Raw genomic sequence first — 19907 nt, 5'->3', positions numbered from 1 at the left:
TAGGCCTCTATTATCCTCTTATAAATTTTTTAAAGCTTTTTTAATTATAGCCTCCACAGTAGCCTCTGGATCTTCTTTTACAATTTTTTCAATGATTTTTTCAGATGTTTTTCGAACAAAACCAAGAACTTCTAGAGCAGATAACGCCTCATCTTTATTTGTATTGCTCAATGACATTGAAACTTCATCTAAATCATATAATTTTAACACTTTTTCTTTTAAATCAAGAATTACCCTTTGAGCCGTCTTGCTACCAATTCCTTTTATTTTTTGAATGGTAACTACATCTCCCGACGCTATGGCATTAATAATTTGCTTGGGTTCCAAAGAAGAAAGCATTGTTCGTGCAATACTGGCTCCAATTCCAGATACCGAAAGCAACATTTTAAAAATTTCTCTTTCAGATTTCTCTACAAAACCGAACAAAGTATGGGCATCTTCCTTTATTTGAAGATAGGTATAAAGTTTTACAAAATCGGTATTGGGCAGTAATGAATAAGTGTGCAAAGATATATTTACGTGATAACCAACTCCACTACAGTCTATCACAACATCTGTAGGTGTCTTTTCCACTAATTTTCCTTGTAAATGTGCTATCATAAAATAAATTATCTGTTCAAATATAATAAAATTTGAGATTAAAAGACAATTGTATTGCGTTTAATGGAGTACACTTTTATGTATAAACCAACACGTTACATTTTAATCTTAAAATCTCAAATTTTAATCTATGGGTATTTAAATTTATTTCCCTTTTAATCTCATACTTTTTTCTTGTGCATCAATTACTGCAATTGCAGCCATATTTACCATTTCTTCAACACTGGCACCCAATTGGAAAACATGGACAGGGTTTTTCATTCCCATCATAATTGGTCCAATTGAACCAACTTTGTTCAACTCTTTCAAGAGTTTATAAGTAATATTGGCCGATTCCAAGTTTGGAAAAACTAAGGTATTTACCTTCTTCCCTGCTAGTTTTGAAAAAGGGAATTTGGCAGATAACATATCTGGATTCAAAGCAAAATCAGCTTGAAGTTCTCCATCAACGATAATATCTGGATGATTTTCATGTAAATAAGCTACCGCTTCTTTCACTTTTGAAGCGCTTTTATTTACAGAAGATCCAAAATTTGAATAAGACACCATCGCAATCACAGGTTCAACTCCAAACATTTTTGCCGTATTGGCAGTCATTACAGCAATTTTAGCCAATTCTTCGGCAGTTGGATCTATATTTATCGCCGTATCCGATAAAAACATCGGACCGCGATTAGTCATCATAATATTTGTGGTAGCCACCAAAGAAACATTTGGGGCTTTGCCTATTATTTGCAACATTGGTTTCACAACCGAAGGATAACTTCTAGAATGTCCAGAAACTAAAGCATCGGCTTCACCAGTATTCACCATCATTGCAGCGAAATAATTTCGCTCTCTCATGAACTTTTCAGCATCAAAAAGTGAAATTCCATTTCTTTTTCTGGATTCCCATAATTCAACAGCATATCTTGTTCTTCTATCTTGTTCTTCGTCAAGTTTTGGATCTATAATTTGAACATCAGCATCAAAACCAAGTTCTTCCTTTAATTCCAATATGATTTCTTTATTCCCTAATAAAATTGGGAACCCGATACCTTCTTCATAAACAATTTGAGCAGCTTTTAAAACATCCAATTGTTCCGCTTCCGCAAAAACAACTCTCTTAGGATCAGTTTTGGCTCTGTTGGTAATCATTCGAATCATTTTATTGTCATTCCCCAAACGATTCAAAAGTTCTTCCTCATACTTTTCCCAATCTGTAATTGGATTCAATGCCACACCAGATTCCATTGCAGCTTTAGCTACAGCTGGTGCAACAACAGCAATTAATCTAGGGTCAAAAGGTTTAGGAATGATATATTCCCTACCAAAAACCAATTTAGTAGCACCGTAAGCAATATTTACCTGTTCTGGAACATTTTCTTTGGCAAGTGCTGCAAGTGCTTTTACTGCGGCCATTTTCATAGCCTCATTGATCTTTGTGGCACGAACATCAAGTGCTCCTCTAAAAATATATGGAAATCCAAGTACATTATTTACTTGGTTAGGATGATCTGAACGTCCCGTTGCCATAATAACATCTTTGCGTGTTGAAATAGCGAGATTGTATGCAATTTCAGGATCTGGATTTGCCATGGCAAAAACAATAGGATTATCTGCCATTGCCAATAACATTTGGGGCGTCATCACATTTGCAGTTGATAATCCCAAGAAAATATCGGCCCCTGTCAGTGCTTCTTCAAGGGTAAGAGAAGCTCCTTCTACAGCATATTTCAATTGCAATTCAGACAAAGCAGGATTATCTTTCGTCAAAAGACCTTTACTGTTGAACATTAAAATATTCTCTCTTTTTACTCCCAATAAAACATACAAATCGGCACAAGCAATAGCTGCAGATCCTGCACCAGACACGACCATTTTTACATCTTCTGCTTTTTTATCGGCCAATTCCAATGCATTAATTAAAGCTGCTGAAGATATAATTGCTGTTCCATGCTGATCGTCGTGCATTACAGGAATATTCAGTTCTTCAACTAGTCTGCGCTCGATTTCAAACGATTCCGGCGCTTTAATATCTTCAAGATTGATTCCCCCAAAAGTGGGCGCAATATTCTTTACTGTCTGGATAAATTCTTCAACATTTTCGGTTCCAATTTCGATATCAAACACATCAATATCAGAAAATATTTTAAACAACAGACCTTTTCCCTCCATTACTGGTTTTGAAGCTTCTGGTCCAATGTTACCAAGTCCCAAAACGGCGGTTCCATTTGTGATAACAGCCACTAAATTCCCTTTAGCGGTATATTTATAAACATTATTAATGTCTTTTGCGATTTCCAAACACGGTTCTGCAACACCTGGAGAATAGGCCAAAGACAAATCTCTTTGTGTTGCATATTTTTTGGTAGGGACTACTTGGATTTTACCTGGAGTAGGTTTGGCGTGGTACAATAACGCTTCTCTTCTTTTACTGTTCTTATCCATTTTTATTTTTTTTTCTAATTCACAAAGGTAACGGACTTCCTTTAAAACCGAAGCCTATATCTCTCTCTTTTATTAAGATTTAAGATAATTTATAACCAAAAAAAATAGCTACACATGATGTAGCTACTTAAAAGTATTTTTAACTAACTGTTATTGTGAAATGTAGGAATCCAAATGTTTTATGGTTTCTTTTTGAATTTCTATTATTGATTTTACGACATCACCAATTGAAACAAGTCCAATTATCTCTCCATTTTCAATCACTGGTAAATGTCTGATTCTTCTTTTACTCATTAATTCCATACAATAATCTAAATTATCGGATGGTTTAACAGTCACCACATCATTCTCCATGATTTCGCTAACAGGTGTTTTCTTTGAAGACTTATCTTTTAAAACAATTTTTCTAGCATAATCTCTTTCTGATAGAATTCCTTTTAAAGCTCCATCTTCAATTACAAGAATAGCTCCTATGTTTTTCTCCCCCATTACTCTCAACGCCTCGAAAACGGTAATGGTCGAAACAATAGAATAAACCTCTCTTCCTTTTGTGCTTAGTATTTGATTTACAGTCATAATAGATAAATTTTAGAAAGCTAAATTTAGAAAAAAATCATATACAAAAAGTAAAAAAAGCAATAAATTTTATTTACTAAAACAATTCGTCTGGAGATGTCAATCGATTCAATTCGTCTATTAATTCACCATCCAAAATTTGCAAGCCATACTGATACGATGCATTTACCCAACCAAAACCTTCTTTTGCAATGTAATCAAACTCAGTTCCCACATTTCCATATTCGGCAAAAACTTTATGCGAACTAGTCTCTAAATCAAACTTTTCCGGAATAGTTCCGTTGTATTCTACGGCATTTTTTGTAATTAACCAAAGCCAACGATAAACCATTTCCTGAGCTTTATCTTTATAATCATATTTCAGTAATCCTTCCCATAACAACATTTGATGAGGCGCCCAACCGAAAGGGTAATCCCATTGTCGTTGTGGAGCATTTGGATCCGATTCTAACCAACTGTTTTGGGTACTTCCTGTAATTCCACCCATTTTTATAAAAAGAGGCAAAGCGTTTTCTACTAACTTTTGAGCTTGATGTTCGTCACATAATCCCGCCCAAAGAGGAAAGAATGTCGTCGCTGCTTCAAATGGAAATTGTTTTTTGTTTACAAAATCGTAATCAAAATACATGCTTGCATTTTCATTCCAACACAATTCATTCATCTTCTCTTTTCTGAACTCGGCCTTCTTAGCCCATTCACTTGGAGTATATGTTACCTTTTCAACAGTAAATGAACCTTCAAAATAATCACTGATTAAACTTTCGATGTCTTTTTCATATTTGTATAAAAAACTATTGACATCAACTGAATTCAAATTGGCACACGTATTAATTAAGCGATTGGTTGTATCGTGACCGCTTTCACGCATACTTCGATCGTGTACAAAATACAAATCCAATTCTGGATCGGTAATCGTTCTGGCCAAATATTGTTTTTCGAATTCTCTGATTGGCAAATTATATTTAATTGCATACGGTTCTAATACATCATCAAAATGACCTGGTTCCACCTCAAAAGGCATTCCTATACCATCCGCTTTATATCGACTCAAGCCTGTTGGTGTCAACCTATTTCCTTGTACCATCCAAACCGTATTGTACTCTAAAATCACGGTTTCCAGATGGCTTTGCAACCATTCTTGACTGACATTACCCTCTTTAACAATAGCGACCAGTAGTGAAGAATACAAAGGCGGCTGTGTTCTGGTGAGGTAATAACTGCGATTGGCATTTAAGATTTTTCCGTAATGCAGGATTTGATATTTAAAATTCTCGGCTATAGCAATTGCCTTATCTAACTTTCTGTCAATCAATAATCCAACTCCAATAAAATAACTATCCCAGCCGTACATTTCATTGAATCTTCCCCCTGGCACCACAAAAGGAACTCCCTGTAAACTGTAAACTTTTTTCTGTAAGGCTAAAGCTAAAATCCCTGGCTTATGATCTAATGTTGCTACATAATCTTCAGAAATAACTGAAGGCATAACGATCACTTCGAAGTTTTCCAACTCCTTTTCTAATTCTTTAAAATAAGCAACACCTTGAGAATCTTTTTCAGAAACATATAGAGTGGCTAATTCATTGGAAGTTTTTACATCTTCAATAATTAGCTTCAACCCTTTTTTATCAATAGTCCGAGTCAGTTCGTCCCAATAATCTTCTTTGATTTTCCTGGAAATTCTTTCCACAGGATTTTCTTGGATATAATCCAAATCTACTTCTCCTAACACTTCTCCATTTTCTTTTAGCAAAGCCAATTCTTGTAGTAAATTTGACAAATGATAAGTCCCTTCAATAATTTGCTTTTCTTTGGTATTTTCATCTACCAACACAAATATTTTTGGCCCTAAATCATCTTTGGTAATTTTTTTATCATAATCCGTATCTTCTTGAAGCAACAGCGCTTCAAACACTTGGTCGACTTTAAGTAAGAACTTCATTTTTTTTAGTTATTTTATTAATAAAAAAGAGAACAACAACTAGAACTGTCAGAGGAATTAGCGAAAAATAGAACGCTTTACTTCCTCCAATTTTTTGGAATAAATATCCAATAATTACCGATCCGCAAGTTCCTCCAATTGCGGAGAAAAAAGTAAGTAAACCAGCAACAGCTCCATGAAAATTTTTCTCAGTAGCACTTATAATTGTTGAATTTACTATTGGATAAATGGGGGCCAAAAACAAACCAATCAATGGAAACACAAATCCTATTAATGGAACTTCGGATAACATATTAATCTCCCTAATCTCAATTCCAGAAGCCATTGGCAGAACAAAGACAACTAAACTCGCGGCCGCAAATAAACAAATAGTCAAAAAAACATACCAGTGAATTCTCTTGACAATTATCCCCGAAACAAAACGCCCAAAGGCAATAGAGAGCATTAAAATCACGGCCATCTGACCCGCTAATCTTTCGTTAAGATGCAATACTTTTTGATTAAAAGTAGGTAACCAAGACATTATTCCCTGTTCGGTCATCACATACATAAAAGCAAAAACAGCAAAAAGCAAAATCAAAGGTCTTTTCAACAAACCCAACATATCTTTAAAATCTTCTTGAAAAGATTTAGGGTTTTCTACTTTGGGCAAATTAAATTTTGAGGTTAAAATAAAAACAAAAACAAGGGCTATCAATCCCGCTAAAACCAAGTAAACATTGAGCCAAGCTTTCGGATCGGTTTCACTATAAAACATTGGAAAAATCACATAGGCAAACACAATCCCTAACATAAAAACACTTTCGATATAACTCATAAAGGCCTTATGCTGTTTTTCAGTATCGGTAACTACACCTATTAAAGCCATAACAGACACTTTGATTATCGCAAACGAAAACCCTGTACAAGCAAATAGCACGATGACACTCCAAAACGAATCCCCAAAATACATCACAAAACACCCTGTAAAAACTACAGCCAAACTGATTAACATTCCTTTTTTATAACCTAACTTAGGAAGCAATGAACCTATCAAAAAAGCAACAAATGCAATGGTTAAATCTTTGGCAGGTTCCAAAACACTTGCTTGTACCTCAGAAACACCATACATATTTTGAGACTTTTGAATCAACAATCCCACACTATTCAAAAGGGCTGCGAAAACAAAATAATTGATAAATAATGCGAGCTTAATGGTGATGTTCTTCATATTTTATTTTTTAATCATTTAAACAATTAAGATTTTAAATCCTTTCACGCGTCACTATTTTTATTTTGATATTTTAACAGGCCTAATTCTTCCATTATAGTATGAAATTTAGAAACCCATAGTGCTTGTCATTCCATTTACCGTATGGTCAATTGTAAAACCATTGGTTTCAAGATTTGCCTTTAGGTGCGCAACTGTGTTACCGTTCACCCATTTGATATCTATAATAGCATCTACAGCATCATTTATTTCAACCTGACCTGAAAACGCATTTGAAGTATTTCTTAAGTGCATAATTTCTAATTGTTTATTTACAACTTCCGTTTTAAGCCCTTGCGAAATATCCTTCATTGTCAACGAGGTACGATTAATTTCTTTATGTCCGGCACTACCACCATTATCTGCAGCTTCATAATTGTTTTTACCTGCAAAAATATCTAAATACCAAACCTGCGGTATTCCTGGCATAAACATTTGAATGACTCTTGCAAGGAGTAACTTTTGTTCGTCTTCACCTAGTGCACTAAAGAATGTAGCATTTATTTGATAATAAGAAATTTTATTCCCTGAAGGATCGTACAGATTCTTTACACGACCACCACGTTCCATGATTTTATTCATGATACTTTCTATCTCGGCATCTTCTAACAATCCTTTATTATAAACACCATTTACCTCCTTACCTTTCAAATCTAGAACAGGTATTCCGTCATGGCAACCAAGCATGTTTACTGTTTTATATCCTTTAGCAATAATTTCCTTAGCCCAACTTAACAGGGCTTTACTAGTTTTATTTTCGATAGTATGTATCGTTAAACCTGGTAAGAAAAAGTCATAGATATAATATCCTTCATTGGCTACCTCATCATGTAAATGCAAACCATATTCTGCGTGAATTTCTGGCAATAGCATCAAATTATTTTGTTGGGCTATTTTCTTAATACGCTCTAAATATTCCCAAGTTCCGGGTTTATTAAAAAAATTGGACTCCCCTACTTGTTTATGCAAATAGGCAAAAGCATCTAATCGAAGGATATTGCAACCATAACCATTTAATTTCTTTAGTGTCTCCTCATAAAAATCCCATACTAAAGATGATGCAGCATTGACATCCATTTGTCCCAAATAGGAACGTTTTTGTTCTACAATTTGTAAAAATTCTGATTTCAAAGGAGTACAATCTTCAAAATCAATGGTCGTAAAATCTTGATTCTCCTTAATTGCGGTATTAATTACAGCAACAACAAATAAACTTTGCTCGTCTGTTAATCCTTTTACATTTTGTAAATCTGCTACAGTAATCGGATTATAGGTTATTTGCTGATAAAAAGTATTCCAATAAGGCTGTTCTGTACCATCCGGAAAACGGACTTTCAATATGGGCAACCCGGACTTTCTCATGAATAATTTATTGAGAAACTCTGGTTTTGGAATTACAATTCCATCTTCATTTTTCACTCCATTTCCCTCCCAGAACTCATTCCAATTGATAAAAAAATCTTTAAATTTAGATTGTTTACCGTGTTGCAGCATGTCTTTAAACTGAGGAGAAGCCACAGAAAGATGATTTAACACAATATCAAATTTCAACTTTATCTGGAGCTCATCCAAGTCCTTTAAATCTTTTATATCTACTAAATCTTTATTTATATCATAATCAATAATAGAAAAACCTCTATCTAAATCACTATTAAAAAAGGTAGGCAACACGTATATTAAAGAAAATACATCTTTAAACTCTGCCATTTTTAGCATGGCTATGGTGTCATTAAATTTTTCTCCAATACTATCTGGATAAACATTGAGCATTACACCATTACTGATCTTTTTACTATTTTGTTGCATCGTATTTTATAAAAGTTTAGAAAGGATATTTATGTTATCCGGTAATCGACCTACATTTTGCAGTTTTAAAGCTGCTAATTTTAAAGCGATATCCAAACATTCATTAATTGATTTTTCCTTTATATAAGCAAATAAAAATCCGGACCAAAAAGCATCTCCTGCTCCAGTGGAGTCCATCACTTTGTCAATTTTTATCGCTGGCATTTGTATTACTTCTTTCCCTTTTTGTGATAATTTCACCCCTTTGCTACCCAGAGTTAAGCAAACAGTATCTACTCCTTGATGGTGAAAAAAATCAAATATTTCTTCATGAGGAAGTTCCTTCTCAAAAAGGCGGAGCATATCATCTTCACTAATTTTTATTAATGGATTAAACTGGCAATAGGTTTTGATTACTTTAAAAGCCTTCTCTTGACTTTTCCATAGCTTTCTTGCATAGTTAACATCGATACTAAGCCGACATCCTAAATCGTGTGCTTCTTGTGCTTTCTTTAAGATAGTTTTCTGAGCAGGATTTTTACTTAATGCGAAACAAGTAGTATGAAATATCTTGGTATTGGATAGTATTTCCTTGGAAATTTGTTCTTCATAAATACAACAATCTGCTGAACGATACGGTATGAAATCTGGTGTCCCCTCGGACCTCGAAACAAAAATAACACTAGTCGATTTATCATCTAGAACGTTAACGTGGTTTGTATTTATTCCAACACTCGTTAACCGTTCTGTAATATAGGAACCAAAACCATCGTTGCCTACTGTTGCAACCATGATAGTATTCAAACCTAATCTTGTTGAATTCATAGCAACGTTAGTAGGCGAACCTCCTAAATACCTATGATAATCCCTAGTTTCATTAATAAGCACTCCTTCTTGATGACCAATAAAATCTACAAGAACTTCACCAACACAAAGGATATCTATTTCGTTCATATTCTTATTTATTGTATTATTCACTTAATTTTGTCTTTTTTATTTTAATCAATAATGTACAAAGAGCAGCAGTAACTAACAATACTCCTGCAAAATTGATTGCTTGTCGAGGATCATTATTTAAAAAATGCTTTAAAATATAACCAAATGAAAGGTTTTGAATAATCATTGGAATCACAATCATCATATTAATAATTCCCATATAGACTCCATAACGCTCTTTTGGAACAACAGCAACGACCATCAAGTAAGGAATTCCCATCATACTTGCCCAAGCAATACCGTAGCCAATAACTACAGCAAAAAACACATATTGGTTTTGAACTATTGGAAACCACAAAAAAGAAATAGCTCCTAATAAAAGACATACAAAATGAACTATTTTTGCACCATGTTTTTTGGCTAATACTGCCAAATAAAAGGCTACTGAAAATGTAACTATAAACCCAAAAGCACCGATCAATCCATTCCACTCCACTGCTTTTTCATATCCTACTGCATTCTTTGGCGTTACATTCCAAACGGACAAAGCAATACTTTTTGCATTATTTTGCCAATAGCACTGCAAAGCATACCACTGAAACAAATACACCAGAAACAGTTGCCACATTACTGTTGGCATCCCTAAAACCGCTTTGTAAATATCAATAAAAGGCGAAAAAACATTTAAAGGTTCTGCTTTTAAAATGGTTAATTCGTCTGCTGTTGGAGGGATTTCTTTTGTTTTGCTCATACTCCACCAAATGGAAGTTACAGAAAGTACTGCCCCTAGAAAAAAGGAGGCATAAATCCAAGTGGGCAAAGATCCAGTGTAACCGACAAAAAATATTGGAAATAGAAAAAGAGAAATATAAGCCAAAAACTGCCCGAAACCAGTAAAAAAACTTTGCGCTTGAAAACCCATCGGTTGCTGGTCTTCATTCAATGTATCCGCAATAAAGGCACGATAAGGCTCCATAGCAGTATTATTACCAACATCTAGAATCCAAAGCAAACCTGCAGCCATCCATAATGAACTACTAAATGGGAATAAAAATAAAGCAATACTACAAACTATTGCACCAATAAAAAAGTAAGGCTTACGTCTTCCCCATCTTGGATGCCAAGTTTTATCACTCATTGCCCCGATAATGGGTTGAATCAATAAACCCGTCAATGGCCCGGCAAGATTTAATATAGGAATTTGATCTGGACTTGCATGTAAAAAATCATAAATCGGATTTACAGCACTTTGTTGCAATCCGAAACTATACTGAATGCCAAAAAAACCAACATTCATATTGATAATTTGCCAAAAACTCATTTTTGCTTTAAAATTCATACCGTGGTTTAGTTAATATTTAATTAAAAGTAATTCTATACAAGCAATTAAAACATAATATAAAATCGAAATCGATTTCGAAAACACCAAAAACGTTTTCGTAAAGCAAAAAGAATTGAGCTATTATTTTTTTTCGAAAGGAATAATAACTTCAGTCTTCCAAGTAAGTTCATCCCCCCCATCAAAAGGATTTGCAAAAAAATGTTCCAACGGCTTATTATTTAGCTCATAACCATTCTTTTTTGCATAATCTAACAACGCAAACCAAGAACGATCTGACGTTCTCATGTTACCATAATAAGTCGCTTTCAAACCTTTCATTGGTGGAATAGTTTTAAACTTTACATCCTTATCGGCAATAATTTTCGTGTTTTTATCAATTGGAAAACAATAATTAAAATCTAGCGTTTCTTTATCCAAATCCCATTTTGTAACCTCAACATAAGGTCTTCCCTGAATTTTAATATTATGAATTTGCAGAAAACCAGTAATTAACCCATCATTCCCAATCATGGTTTGTGCTTTGGTTTGCAAAACACTTTTTAATGATAGGTATGCCACAAACTCTTCTTTTGACGAACCTTCTCCATCAATTTTGTATTTAAATTTTGAAATATGGTCATTCAAACCCTCTTTAAAAGACTTTATCTTTTTTATTTGACCTACTTTAAATGATGTATTCCAAAATGGAGCGGTAATTTTATTGTACAATCCATGTCCCAACTCTTTTATGCCCACATTTACCCTCGTCATTGAATCATTTATAGAGACCATTTCCCAAGTATATTCCATTTGAGAATTACCTTTAGTCATTTTTTGCTGGATAAAATCAAAATTATTCTTAGCAATGATTTTATAACTTTCTTTTTCTTTTTCTAATTGAACTGCACTCCATTCTTTAATTCCTTGAAAAACAGTTCCAGTTGCAGCTTTTACAGTAAACGAAATCCTATAATCATTTTCTTTTATAAACAAATACCAAATCAAAAAAAACGATAGCAATAAGCTAAAACCAATTATAATTTTATTTTTCATAATTACTTAACCATCTTCAATTTTGAAATAATAAAATCCCCTATATTTTGACCTTGAACAACTCCATTTTCAACCGCCGCCCTGTAATGTATTCCTCCATACATTCTACTATTTGCCGCTTCTTTTGCCGCTGCTTTAAAAGATGAAAATTTTCTTGTTGGTAATCCAAAAGGAATTTCTGAATCATCAACAAAAGCAAAATTATCTCCAAAAATGGTGGTTAAAAGTGCTGCAGAACAAGTTGAAACTACAGAATGTCCACTTGTATATTCAGGAAATGGAGGTGTTTGTAACAAGGGTTTCCAATTCTCATCAATATTCTGATTGATTACCGTTTCAGGACGCACCATATTACTTTTGTATTTCTCGTCCCAACAACTGATAAACGACTCGAAAATCCCTATTGATGTCTTGGTATAAGCATAAACTGTTTTTTCAAAATCGGCATTGGTTTTTACACATGCAATTTTGGTTATACCAATCCAGTGTGCATCTGGAGTATTCTTCTTTTTGGCAAACATCATGTGACCTTGACTTACGGTCACATAAGGGTTACAATCCCAAAAAACGGCAACTTTTGATTCCTCTGGAACTGGATTGCTTTTAGATTCTTCCGATTTTTTTAATCCTTCAGAAATTTTTAGACTTATGCTGTAAATCTCCATTACTTCCTTGAAATAAGCTGACTTTTTATCTAATGAAAAAGGTATTGCTGGAGTCGGTTTAAACTGTGAAGCCGAATCTAAAACCATCGTTCTTATCTCTCCCCAATGCGGCTCAACTCCATCCATATAAGCCGGTGGAGTGGGTTGCCATCTTCCAGGTTGACTCGCAAATACTGAAAATTTAGGCAAGGTTCTAGTTTGTTTGTAATTATCTTTTCCCATCCATTTTTTAATACGCTCGGCAACTTTCAATCCATACTCTTTGGAAACTTCAAATTCTTTTGAATTCTCGCCTTCCCATTTTTTATACAAACTATCTCTAAATTTCTCCAATGCATCTTCAGAGAAAATCAATTGCTTGCTTACTTCCATGTGTGCAATTATCGCAGCCAACTTTTGGTTGACACCTGCTTTAGAATCCAATATTGGGATAGAATCCAATCCATTCAGCTGACCTTGTAAACTTGCGTATGTTTTGCTGTTTTGGGCAATAACTTCATAAGCTGCAATATTTGGGTATGCATATATTCTACTTGCTACAGGAGGAGAAAAAATATCATGAATCATTATTTCTGAAACGGTATCAACCGCAGCACGAAAATCACTGGCTGACACGACTATTTTTTCATGTTTTCCACATGAAATAAAAAGCAAACAAACTGCTGCTATCGTATATAATTTAGACTTCATATTATATATTATTAAATTTTGAGTAGGTTTTAGTTTTTTGTTAATTAGAACTCATCGGTAATTCATAAATCTCCGCTTTCTTATTATTTATGGTAACCAATAAGTATTTTTTACCGTTAAAATGAATAACATCCAAGTGTCGTACCGCTTTCTGGGCCAAGTCAATTCCTATCTGATTGCCTAAGAATATTGTTTTTTCATTTTTGATTAAAGCACCAGAGAATCCGTCAAATCTACTGTGATAAGGTGTAACTCCAAAATAATTTCCGGCAGCAAAAACTTCTTCTTTTGAATCGCTATCAAAATTGGATTTCACAAAACTCGTAATAGGAGACACTTGCAATTTATTGCCAAAAGAAACAAAAGTAAATTTCCCTTTATCATTTCTCAGATAGCCCGATTTCAAGTTATGCACTTCATACAATTTTCCTTGTTCCAGCATTTTCATATCAAAAACTTCCTCAAGCGGTTTTCCTGCAAATGATTTGTAACTGTTGAATTTCTTTTTCAGCAAACCACTAAACTCTTCCACTAGTTCATCAAGTCCTAATATCGTATAATATTTTCCGTTTTTTTCTTTAGCTAAAATGGTTTCATAAGTTCCATTTTTATCAAAATCATCATAATACATTTTCATAGGAAATTCTTGTGATGCTTTAAACTTAGAATTCATTCCCCAGTTTCCTAGCAAATAATCTTGATCCCCATCATTATCGATATCAAATGGAATAATCGATTGGTATAATCCGTTACTTTTTTCTGCAAAAACAGTTTCGGTTACATTAACAAATTTTCCATTTTTATTAGCAAAAAAGGTCGGTTTCATCCATTCACCAACGACGATTAAGTCGATTTTACCATCTTTGTTGAAATCACTAAAAACAGCATCGGTAACCATTCCAATACCTTCGAATGTTTTCGCTTCCGCTAATGCAAATACCCCTTTATTGTTTTTTAGTAAATAACAGTCAGGTGTACTTCCGAATCTATTATTCAATGAATTATTGCCTACAAACAAATCTAAGTCTCCATCCTTATCATAATCAAAAGCTTTGACCACTGATGCATTTTGAGAAAGGTCAGGCAAAACAGAATTTACCAATTGATTTCCTTTGGCAACATACAATCGATCTTGTAAATTTGAAGCATTTTCTCCACCTCCAGAAGCCACGAACAAATCATTTATTTTGTCGTTGTTAAAATCTCCAATTACTGCAGAAGCATCTTCAAAAACAGAATCTTTTTCAATTTCATTATAGCCTTTTTTAGAAAATCCATTTGTGTTTTGAATATAAATTGCTGCTTTTTTACCTTTAGATCCGCCAAAAAAGATATCTTCTTTGCCATCGCCATTTAAATCTCCAATCGCAGTAGCAGGACCTCTATCGGAACGTCCGTAAGGAATTAATTTTTGATACACAAAATCAATATAATCATTCTCCTGATGCGTAAAATCAACACCTAATCCAGTTTCAACTTTCTTGAAAACAGGCATAACAGCTGGATGCAATTTTTGATAATCAAATGCTTTTCTGTTAGCATTTGCCTTTATGGTCAAAGTTTGATTGCACTTAACATTTTTTAATGTCTGATACGTTTTATCAGGCCAAATTACTACAAGAGAATCAATAGATGCAATTTTTCCATATCCAAAATGAAGCATCGGTTCTGATGATGATTGAAAACCTCTAGTAGTTTGCAATTCTTTGAATTGTTTTTTCCCTTTTGAATAAGAGATTACTTTTGCTCCAATTCCATAAGTGTTTTTGCCAATAAATTGAAGTTTTACTTTTAAATAATGAGATTTATTATTCGTTTGGTTGATGTAAACCGATGCAATATCGTTGATGTTATTCGTTACCACATCCAAATCTCCGTCATTATCCAAATCAGCATAACCACTTCCATTTGATATAATGGAATCATTCTCAATCCATTGATCTGATTTATTTATAAATTGAAGATCCGCTCCCCCTTCAAAAACATAATTGGTTACGTTACCTTTTGGCATTTTTTTCAATGCTTCTTTGTCTAGTAATTTCGTTGAGCCAATTTTCCTTTTGACCTGCTCATTCGAAAAGTATTTCACATAATCCAGATCATTTGGTCGTTTTGGAATTCCATTACATACAAATATATCCTGTTCTCCATCTTGGTTGTAATCAGCAAATAAGGCACTCCAACTCCAATCGGTTGCAGCCACGCCGCTCAACAAGGCCGTTTCCGTAAAATACTTTCCTCCTTGATTTATTTGCAACATATTTCGCGTATATTGATTATGATAGCCATACTTTTCGGTTCTCAATTTCAACATTTGAACGTTATCGTCTCCCAAAGATGATTTTAAAACTTTTTCGTCTTCCGGAAGCATATCCAACGACATTATATCTGGAAAACCATCATGATTTATATCGGCTACGTCAACACCCATCGAAAATCTGCTTGTGTGTCCAAAATAGCTTTTCAAACTTTCCGTAAAAGTTCCATCTCCATTATTGAGGTAATAATAATCGTCTTCGTGAAAATCATTTCCTATATAAATATCTGGATAACCATCTAAATTAAAATCAGAAACAGCGATACCCAATCCATATCCATTGGCTCCACCAAAAATTCCAGCTTGAGCACTTACATCAACAAATTTTCCATTGTCGTTTCTAAATAATTTATCACCGCATTCATAGTTTCTGTTATTTCTGATATTGGCGTTCCCAAAAGACAACTCCGAATGTACTGCATGATTTAACAAATACATATCCAAATCTCCGTCTAAATCATAATCAAAAAATGCTACCGATGTACTGTAATTATCGAGATCCAAACCGTACTCGGCTGAGCTTTCGGTAAACGTATTGTTTTTGTTGTTAATAAATAACTCGTTATGTCCTTCAAAACCATTGATTCCAACAACAGCACATACATAAATATCGAGATAACCATCTCCATTTACATCGGCCATCACCGTTCCTGTGTTCCAATCGCTTTCTCCTTCTACTCCTGCTTTTTTTGAAATATCCTCGTATTTATTATTGCCTTTGTTGAGATACAATTTATTTTTCCCTTGATTTGAAGTAAAATAAATATCTACCAAACCATCATTATTAATATCTCCCAAGGCAACACCTCCACCATTGTAATAATAGAGGTAATCTAATATGGAGATATTTTTTGACTCCAATAATTCATTTTTAAAAGTAATGTTGCTAGTGGCAGAATCTAATTTTTCGAACAAACGATCTTGTTTTTTCGAACAACTCAAAATAAGCAATGCAACTAATCCTAAACTATAAAACTTATTCATTGCTCTTAAATATTTTTGGGGCATTATCATTTGTAACTGTAAGTATTGAAACTCCTTTATTTTTATTCTTTAAAGCCTGAATGTGCTTGATTTCTCCTTTCAAAAAGAAACCCGATTGGTTATAAGGCAACCAAGAATAAGAACTCGATTTACTTCCCAAAAGTACACTTCCACAATTGGCATCCATTCTTCCGAACTGAGGTTTGAATTCATATTGATTTCCTCCAAGAACTAGATCTGGAATTCCATCTTTGTTTACATCGGTTACACAAATAGTATTTACACATGAAAACTGAACTTCTTTTGGAAGTGCCTTAACCTGAAAATTGCCATTGCCTTTATTGATAGCAATTACACTCTGCTGAATTGTTGCAGTTTTCTGAATGGAATTATCAACTACGTCTTGAGCGAATATTTCTTGAAATGATTTTTTTGAATAGTCAGCATAACTCAAATTTTTCTTTTTTATGGAAGGAATTTGGCCTGCTAATTCTTTTTTCAAATGCAAAGGCATATCTTTTCCATCGATAGAGCGCGTGGTAATTTGTTCAATGGTTCCGTTATTATCAAAATCATTGACAAACATTCTCATTGGATTTTTCTCGGAAGCTTTATATGAAGTATTGGTTCCTTTGTTTCCTAAAACTAGATCTTTCTTGCCGTCATTATTTAGATCAACGCAACTTACTGCGTTCCAAAAACCACTTAAATTGGCAAGATTAGATTTAAAATCAACCAAACGACGACCCGTATTTTTGAATATTCGAGGAGCCATCCAATCACCCACCACAATTAAATCTTTCTTTCCATCGTTGTCAATATCTTCCCAAACGGCATCGGTGATCATTCCCACTTCATTCAGTTTGAATGCTTTTTTATCTGTAGCGTTGGTAAAATTTCCTTTTCCATCATTTTCCAGAAATAATTGTTTTGGATCGATTCCATATACTCCAGGCACACTTCTACTTCCCACAAAAACATCCATATCACCATCATTGTCATAATCATAGGAAGCAATTACAGAAACGTTATTATTGGTGGTTGGAATACTGGTTTTGCTTTTAGTAAAAATGCCTTTCCCGTTATTCAAATACAGACGATTTTTATAATTTCCCTGATCTGCTTTTTCGTTCCCGCCTGAGCCTACCATTAAATCAAGATCTCCATCATTATCGGCATCAAAAAAACTGGCGGCGGTATCTTCATAATTGGCATCGGCAATCAAATCCGTTTGTTTAGTGATTGTAAAAGTATCGTTACCTTTACTTAAATAAATATTTCCAGACATTCCTTTGGCTCCGCCAATAAAAACATCATCATTCCCATCACCGTTAATATCGGCAACAGCAAGTGAAGGTCCTTCTTGAGAAAGCATTTTGGAAATCAACCCTTCGTAATCAAAATCAATATAATCATTCTCTTTGTGCGCCAAAAATGAGCTTGGTTTTTCAGAAAATAAAGGTTTTACATTCGGTTTTTTGAAAGTATAATTTAAAGTCGCGTCTGCGATATTCAAATTAACAGTCGAATTATTAGCCACTTTTTTAATGGTTTGGTATTTCCCGTTTGGCCATATTACTTGGAGAGAATCAATTTTTTTGGTTCCAATTCCAAAAGTCATTACATAATCTATAGAAGACTGAAAACCTCTGGAAGGAATTAATTCTTGTCTCAGGATTTCTTTGCCAGAAAACAATTCGACTACACTACCAATGGCAAATTTATTCTGGTTTTCACCCTTCAGTTTTACTTTTACAAAATGATTGTCTTTCTTTTTCTCCGAATTATTTTGAAAAACAAAAGCCTCTTGATTAACATTATTTACGATTAAATCAAGATCACCATCATTGTCCAAATCACCATAAGCTGCTCCATTTGAAAAACTAGGAGTATCTAATCCCCAGTTAGTAATTTCATTGGTAAAGGTTAGATCTTTATTATTTTTGAAAGCGTAGTTTGGTATTGGAGTACTTGGCATTTTACCAATGATATTTTCCATTTGTTCTTTCTTGCCTGTAACCGCCATTCTTTGAATTATTCCGTTGGCAAAAAAGTCCATAAAATCCTGATTGGTCAAATCATTATTAATTCCATTACACACATAAATATCTTTATACCCATCATTATCCATATCAAATATTAAAGCTCCCCAACTCCAATCTGTCTTGGCAACTCCAGCATAATTTGCGATTTCAAGAAATTGATTGTTTCCGTTATTCAACTGCAAAGTATTTTGCATAAATTGATAGAAAAAATCCATATTTAATTTTCTTCTAAACAAATCATAGTTATCAAAACTCGTTGTGGTTTTCAAACGCTCATCACCTTCCGGCAACATATCGGTAACAAAAATATCTGGCTTTCCATCATTATTTATATCTGCCATATCAGCCCCCATTGAAGACTGACTTGTATGTGATGCCCAACCTTGAATTTGTTCACTAAAAGTTCCGTTTTTATTATTGATATACAAATAATCGCGTTCGTAAAAGTCATTTGAAATGTAAATATCCGGATACAAATCTCCATTAACATCGCCAACAGTTACACCAAGTCCAAAACCAATAAGGCTTCCATAAATACCCGCAGCTTCACTTACATCTACAAATTTTCCATTATCATTACGCATCAATTTATCGCCTCCTCCTTTTAGAATGTCACTAACCGCCCAATCTTTGTCTCTCAATTCTCTTTTGTTAGAATAATTAAGACTGCTTACAGGAATAAAACTATTATTTAAAATATAAACATCTAAGTCACCATCCTTATCATAATCAAAAAAAGCGGCATGAGTCGTAATACCAGTATCGGCAAGATTGTACTCAGCTGCTTTTTCAGTAAAAGTCAGGTTTCCGTTATTGATAAATAATTCGCTCTTTCTTTTGGCATCAATGCCATTTCCAGCATTACAGACAAAAATATCCAATAATCCATCTCCATTGATATCGATCATTTCTACACCAGTAGACCATGATTTAGAAATCACAATTCCAGAAGATTTAGAAATATCTTCAAACTTGAAATTGCCTTTATTTAGATACAATTTATTCTCTCCTAGATTCGAAGTAAAAAAAACATCCGATAAGCCATCGTTATTGATATCTCCAATAGCAACACCACCACCATTGTAAAAATTTCGGTATTTGAAAATATTCATGTTTTTTCCGTTCTTAACTTCATTAATAAAATTAATTCCGGTTTTGGAAGATTCTAGTTTCGTAAATAAACTGTTTTCATTAGTGCTATTTTCTTTGGAACAATTAGAAAAAAAAACAATAAAAAGAGAAAATAGGACAACTCGATTGCACATAATAAAGGTAGAATTTGGTTAGGGAATTGGCTCTGTTATTACGGTGTAA

Annotated in this window: 12 protein-coding genes; all 12 read right to left on the bottom strand. The window is 33.8% G+C overall.

Annotation, left to right across the window (positions count from 1 at the left end):
* Positions 1-18: 18 nt before the first annotated feature.
* The gene (gene ruvA / locus HQN62_RS04810; protein WP_116796189.1) at positions 19-600 is read right to left on the bottom strand and encodes a Holliday junction branch migration protein RuvA; all 582 of its coding nucleotides are present in this window, start codon (positions 598-600) and stop codon (positions 19-21) included.
* A 144-nt stretch (positions 601-744) separates the two neighbouring features.
* Positions 745-3030: an NADP-dependent malic enzyme gene (locus tag HQN62_RS04805; RefSeq protein ID WP_173503514.1), complete on the bottom strand. Its 2286-nt coding sequence runs from the start codon at positions 3028-3030 to the stop codon at positions 745-747.
* A 150-nt stretch (positions 3031-3180) separates the two neighbouring features.
* Positions 3181-3606, bottom strand: a complete 426-nt coding sequence (locus HQN62_RS04800) for a CBS domain-containing protein (protein WP_116796191.1) — start codon at positions 3604-3606, stop codon at positions 3181-3183.
* A gap of 76 nt (positions 3607-3682) precedes the next feature.
* Complete coding sequence (locus tag HQN62_RS04795) at positions 3683-5548, bottom strand: trehalase family glycosidase (RefSeq protein ID WP_173503513.1); 1866 nt, start codon at positions 5546-5548, stop codon at positions 3683-3685.
* Positions 5532-6758, bottom strand: coding sequence for an MFS transporter (locus HQN62_RS04790; protein ID WP_173503512.1), 1227 nt, complete (start codon positions 6756-6758; stop codon positions 5532-5534). Before HQN62_RS04790 ends, HQN62_RS04795 begins: the two co-directional genes overlap by 17 nt.
* Positions 6759-6866: 108 nt before the next feature.
* Positions 6867-8603, bottom strand: coding sequence for an alpha-amylase family protein (locus HQN62_RS04785; protein ID WP_173503511.1), 1737 nt, complete (start codon positions 8601-8603; stop codon positions 6867-6869).
* Positions 8604-8609: 6 nt separating this feature from the next.
* The gene (locus tag HQN62_RS04780; RefSeq protein WP_173503510.1) at positions 8610-9536 is read right to left on the bottom strand and encodes a carbohydrate kinase family protein; all 927 of its coding nucleotides are present in this window, start codon (positions 9534-9536) and stop codon (positions 8610-8612) included.
* Positions 9537-9552: 16 nt separating this feature from the next.
* Positions 9553-10857 (bottom strand): MFS transporter, encoded by a 1305-nt coding sequence (locus HQN62_RS04775; RefSeq protein WP_116796195.1) that lies wholly within the window; start codon positions 10855-10857, stop codon positions 9553-9555.
* A gap of 123 nt (positions 10858-10980) precedes the next feature.
* Entirely contained in the window at positions 10981-11892 is a 912-nt protein-coding gene (locus HQN62_RS04770; protein ID WP_173503509.1) for a GyrI-like domain-containing protein, read from the bottom strand.
* A 2-nt stretch (positions 11893-11894) separates the two neighbouring features.
* Entirely contained in the window at positions 11895-13247 is a 1353-nt protein-coding gene (locus HQN62_RS04765) for a vanadium-dependent haloperoxidase (protein WP_173503508.1), read from the bottom strand.
* A gap of 40 nt (positions 13248-13287) precedes the next feature.
* A complete protein-coding gene (locus HQN62_RS04760) occupies positions 13288-16548 on the bottom strand; it encodes a VCBS repeat-containing protein (protein ID WP_173503507.1) in 3261 nt (1086 codons plus the stop codon).
* A complete protein-coding gene (locus HQN62_RS04755; RefSeq protein ID WP_173503506.1) occupies positions 16541-19858 on the bottom strand; it encodes a VCBS repeat-containing protein in 3318 nt (1105 codons plus the stop codon). The genes HQN62_RS04760 and HQN62_RS04755 overlap by 8 nt, the downstream gene beginning before the upstream one ends.
* Positions 19859-19907 lie beyond the last annotated feature (49 nt).

Origin of the sequence: Flavobacterium sp. M31R6 (assembly GCF_013284035.1) — a bacterium.
Lineage (GTDB): Bacteria > Bacteroidota > Bacteroidia > Flavobacteriales > Flavobacteriaceae > Flavobacterium.
The sequence above is the reverse complement of the archived record's forward strand: the minus strand, read 5'-3'. Positions and strand labels throughout refer to the sequence as shown.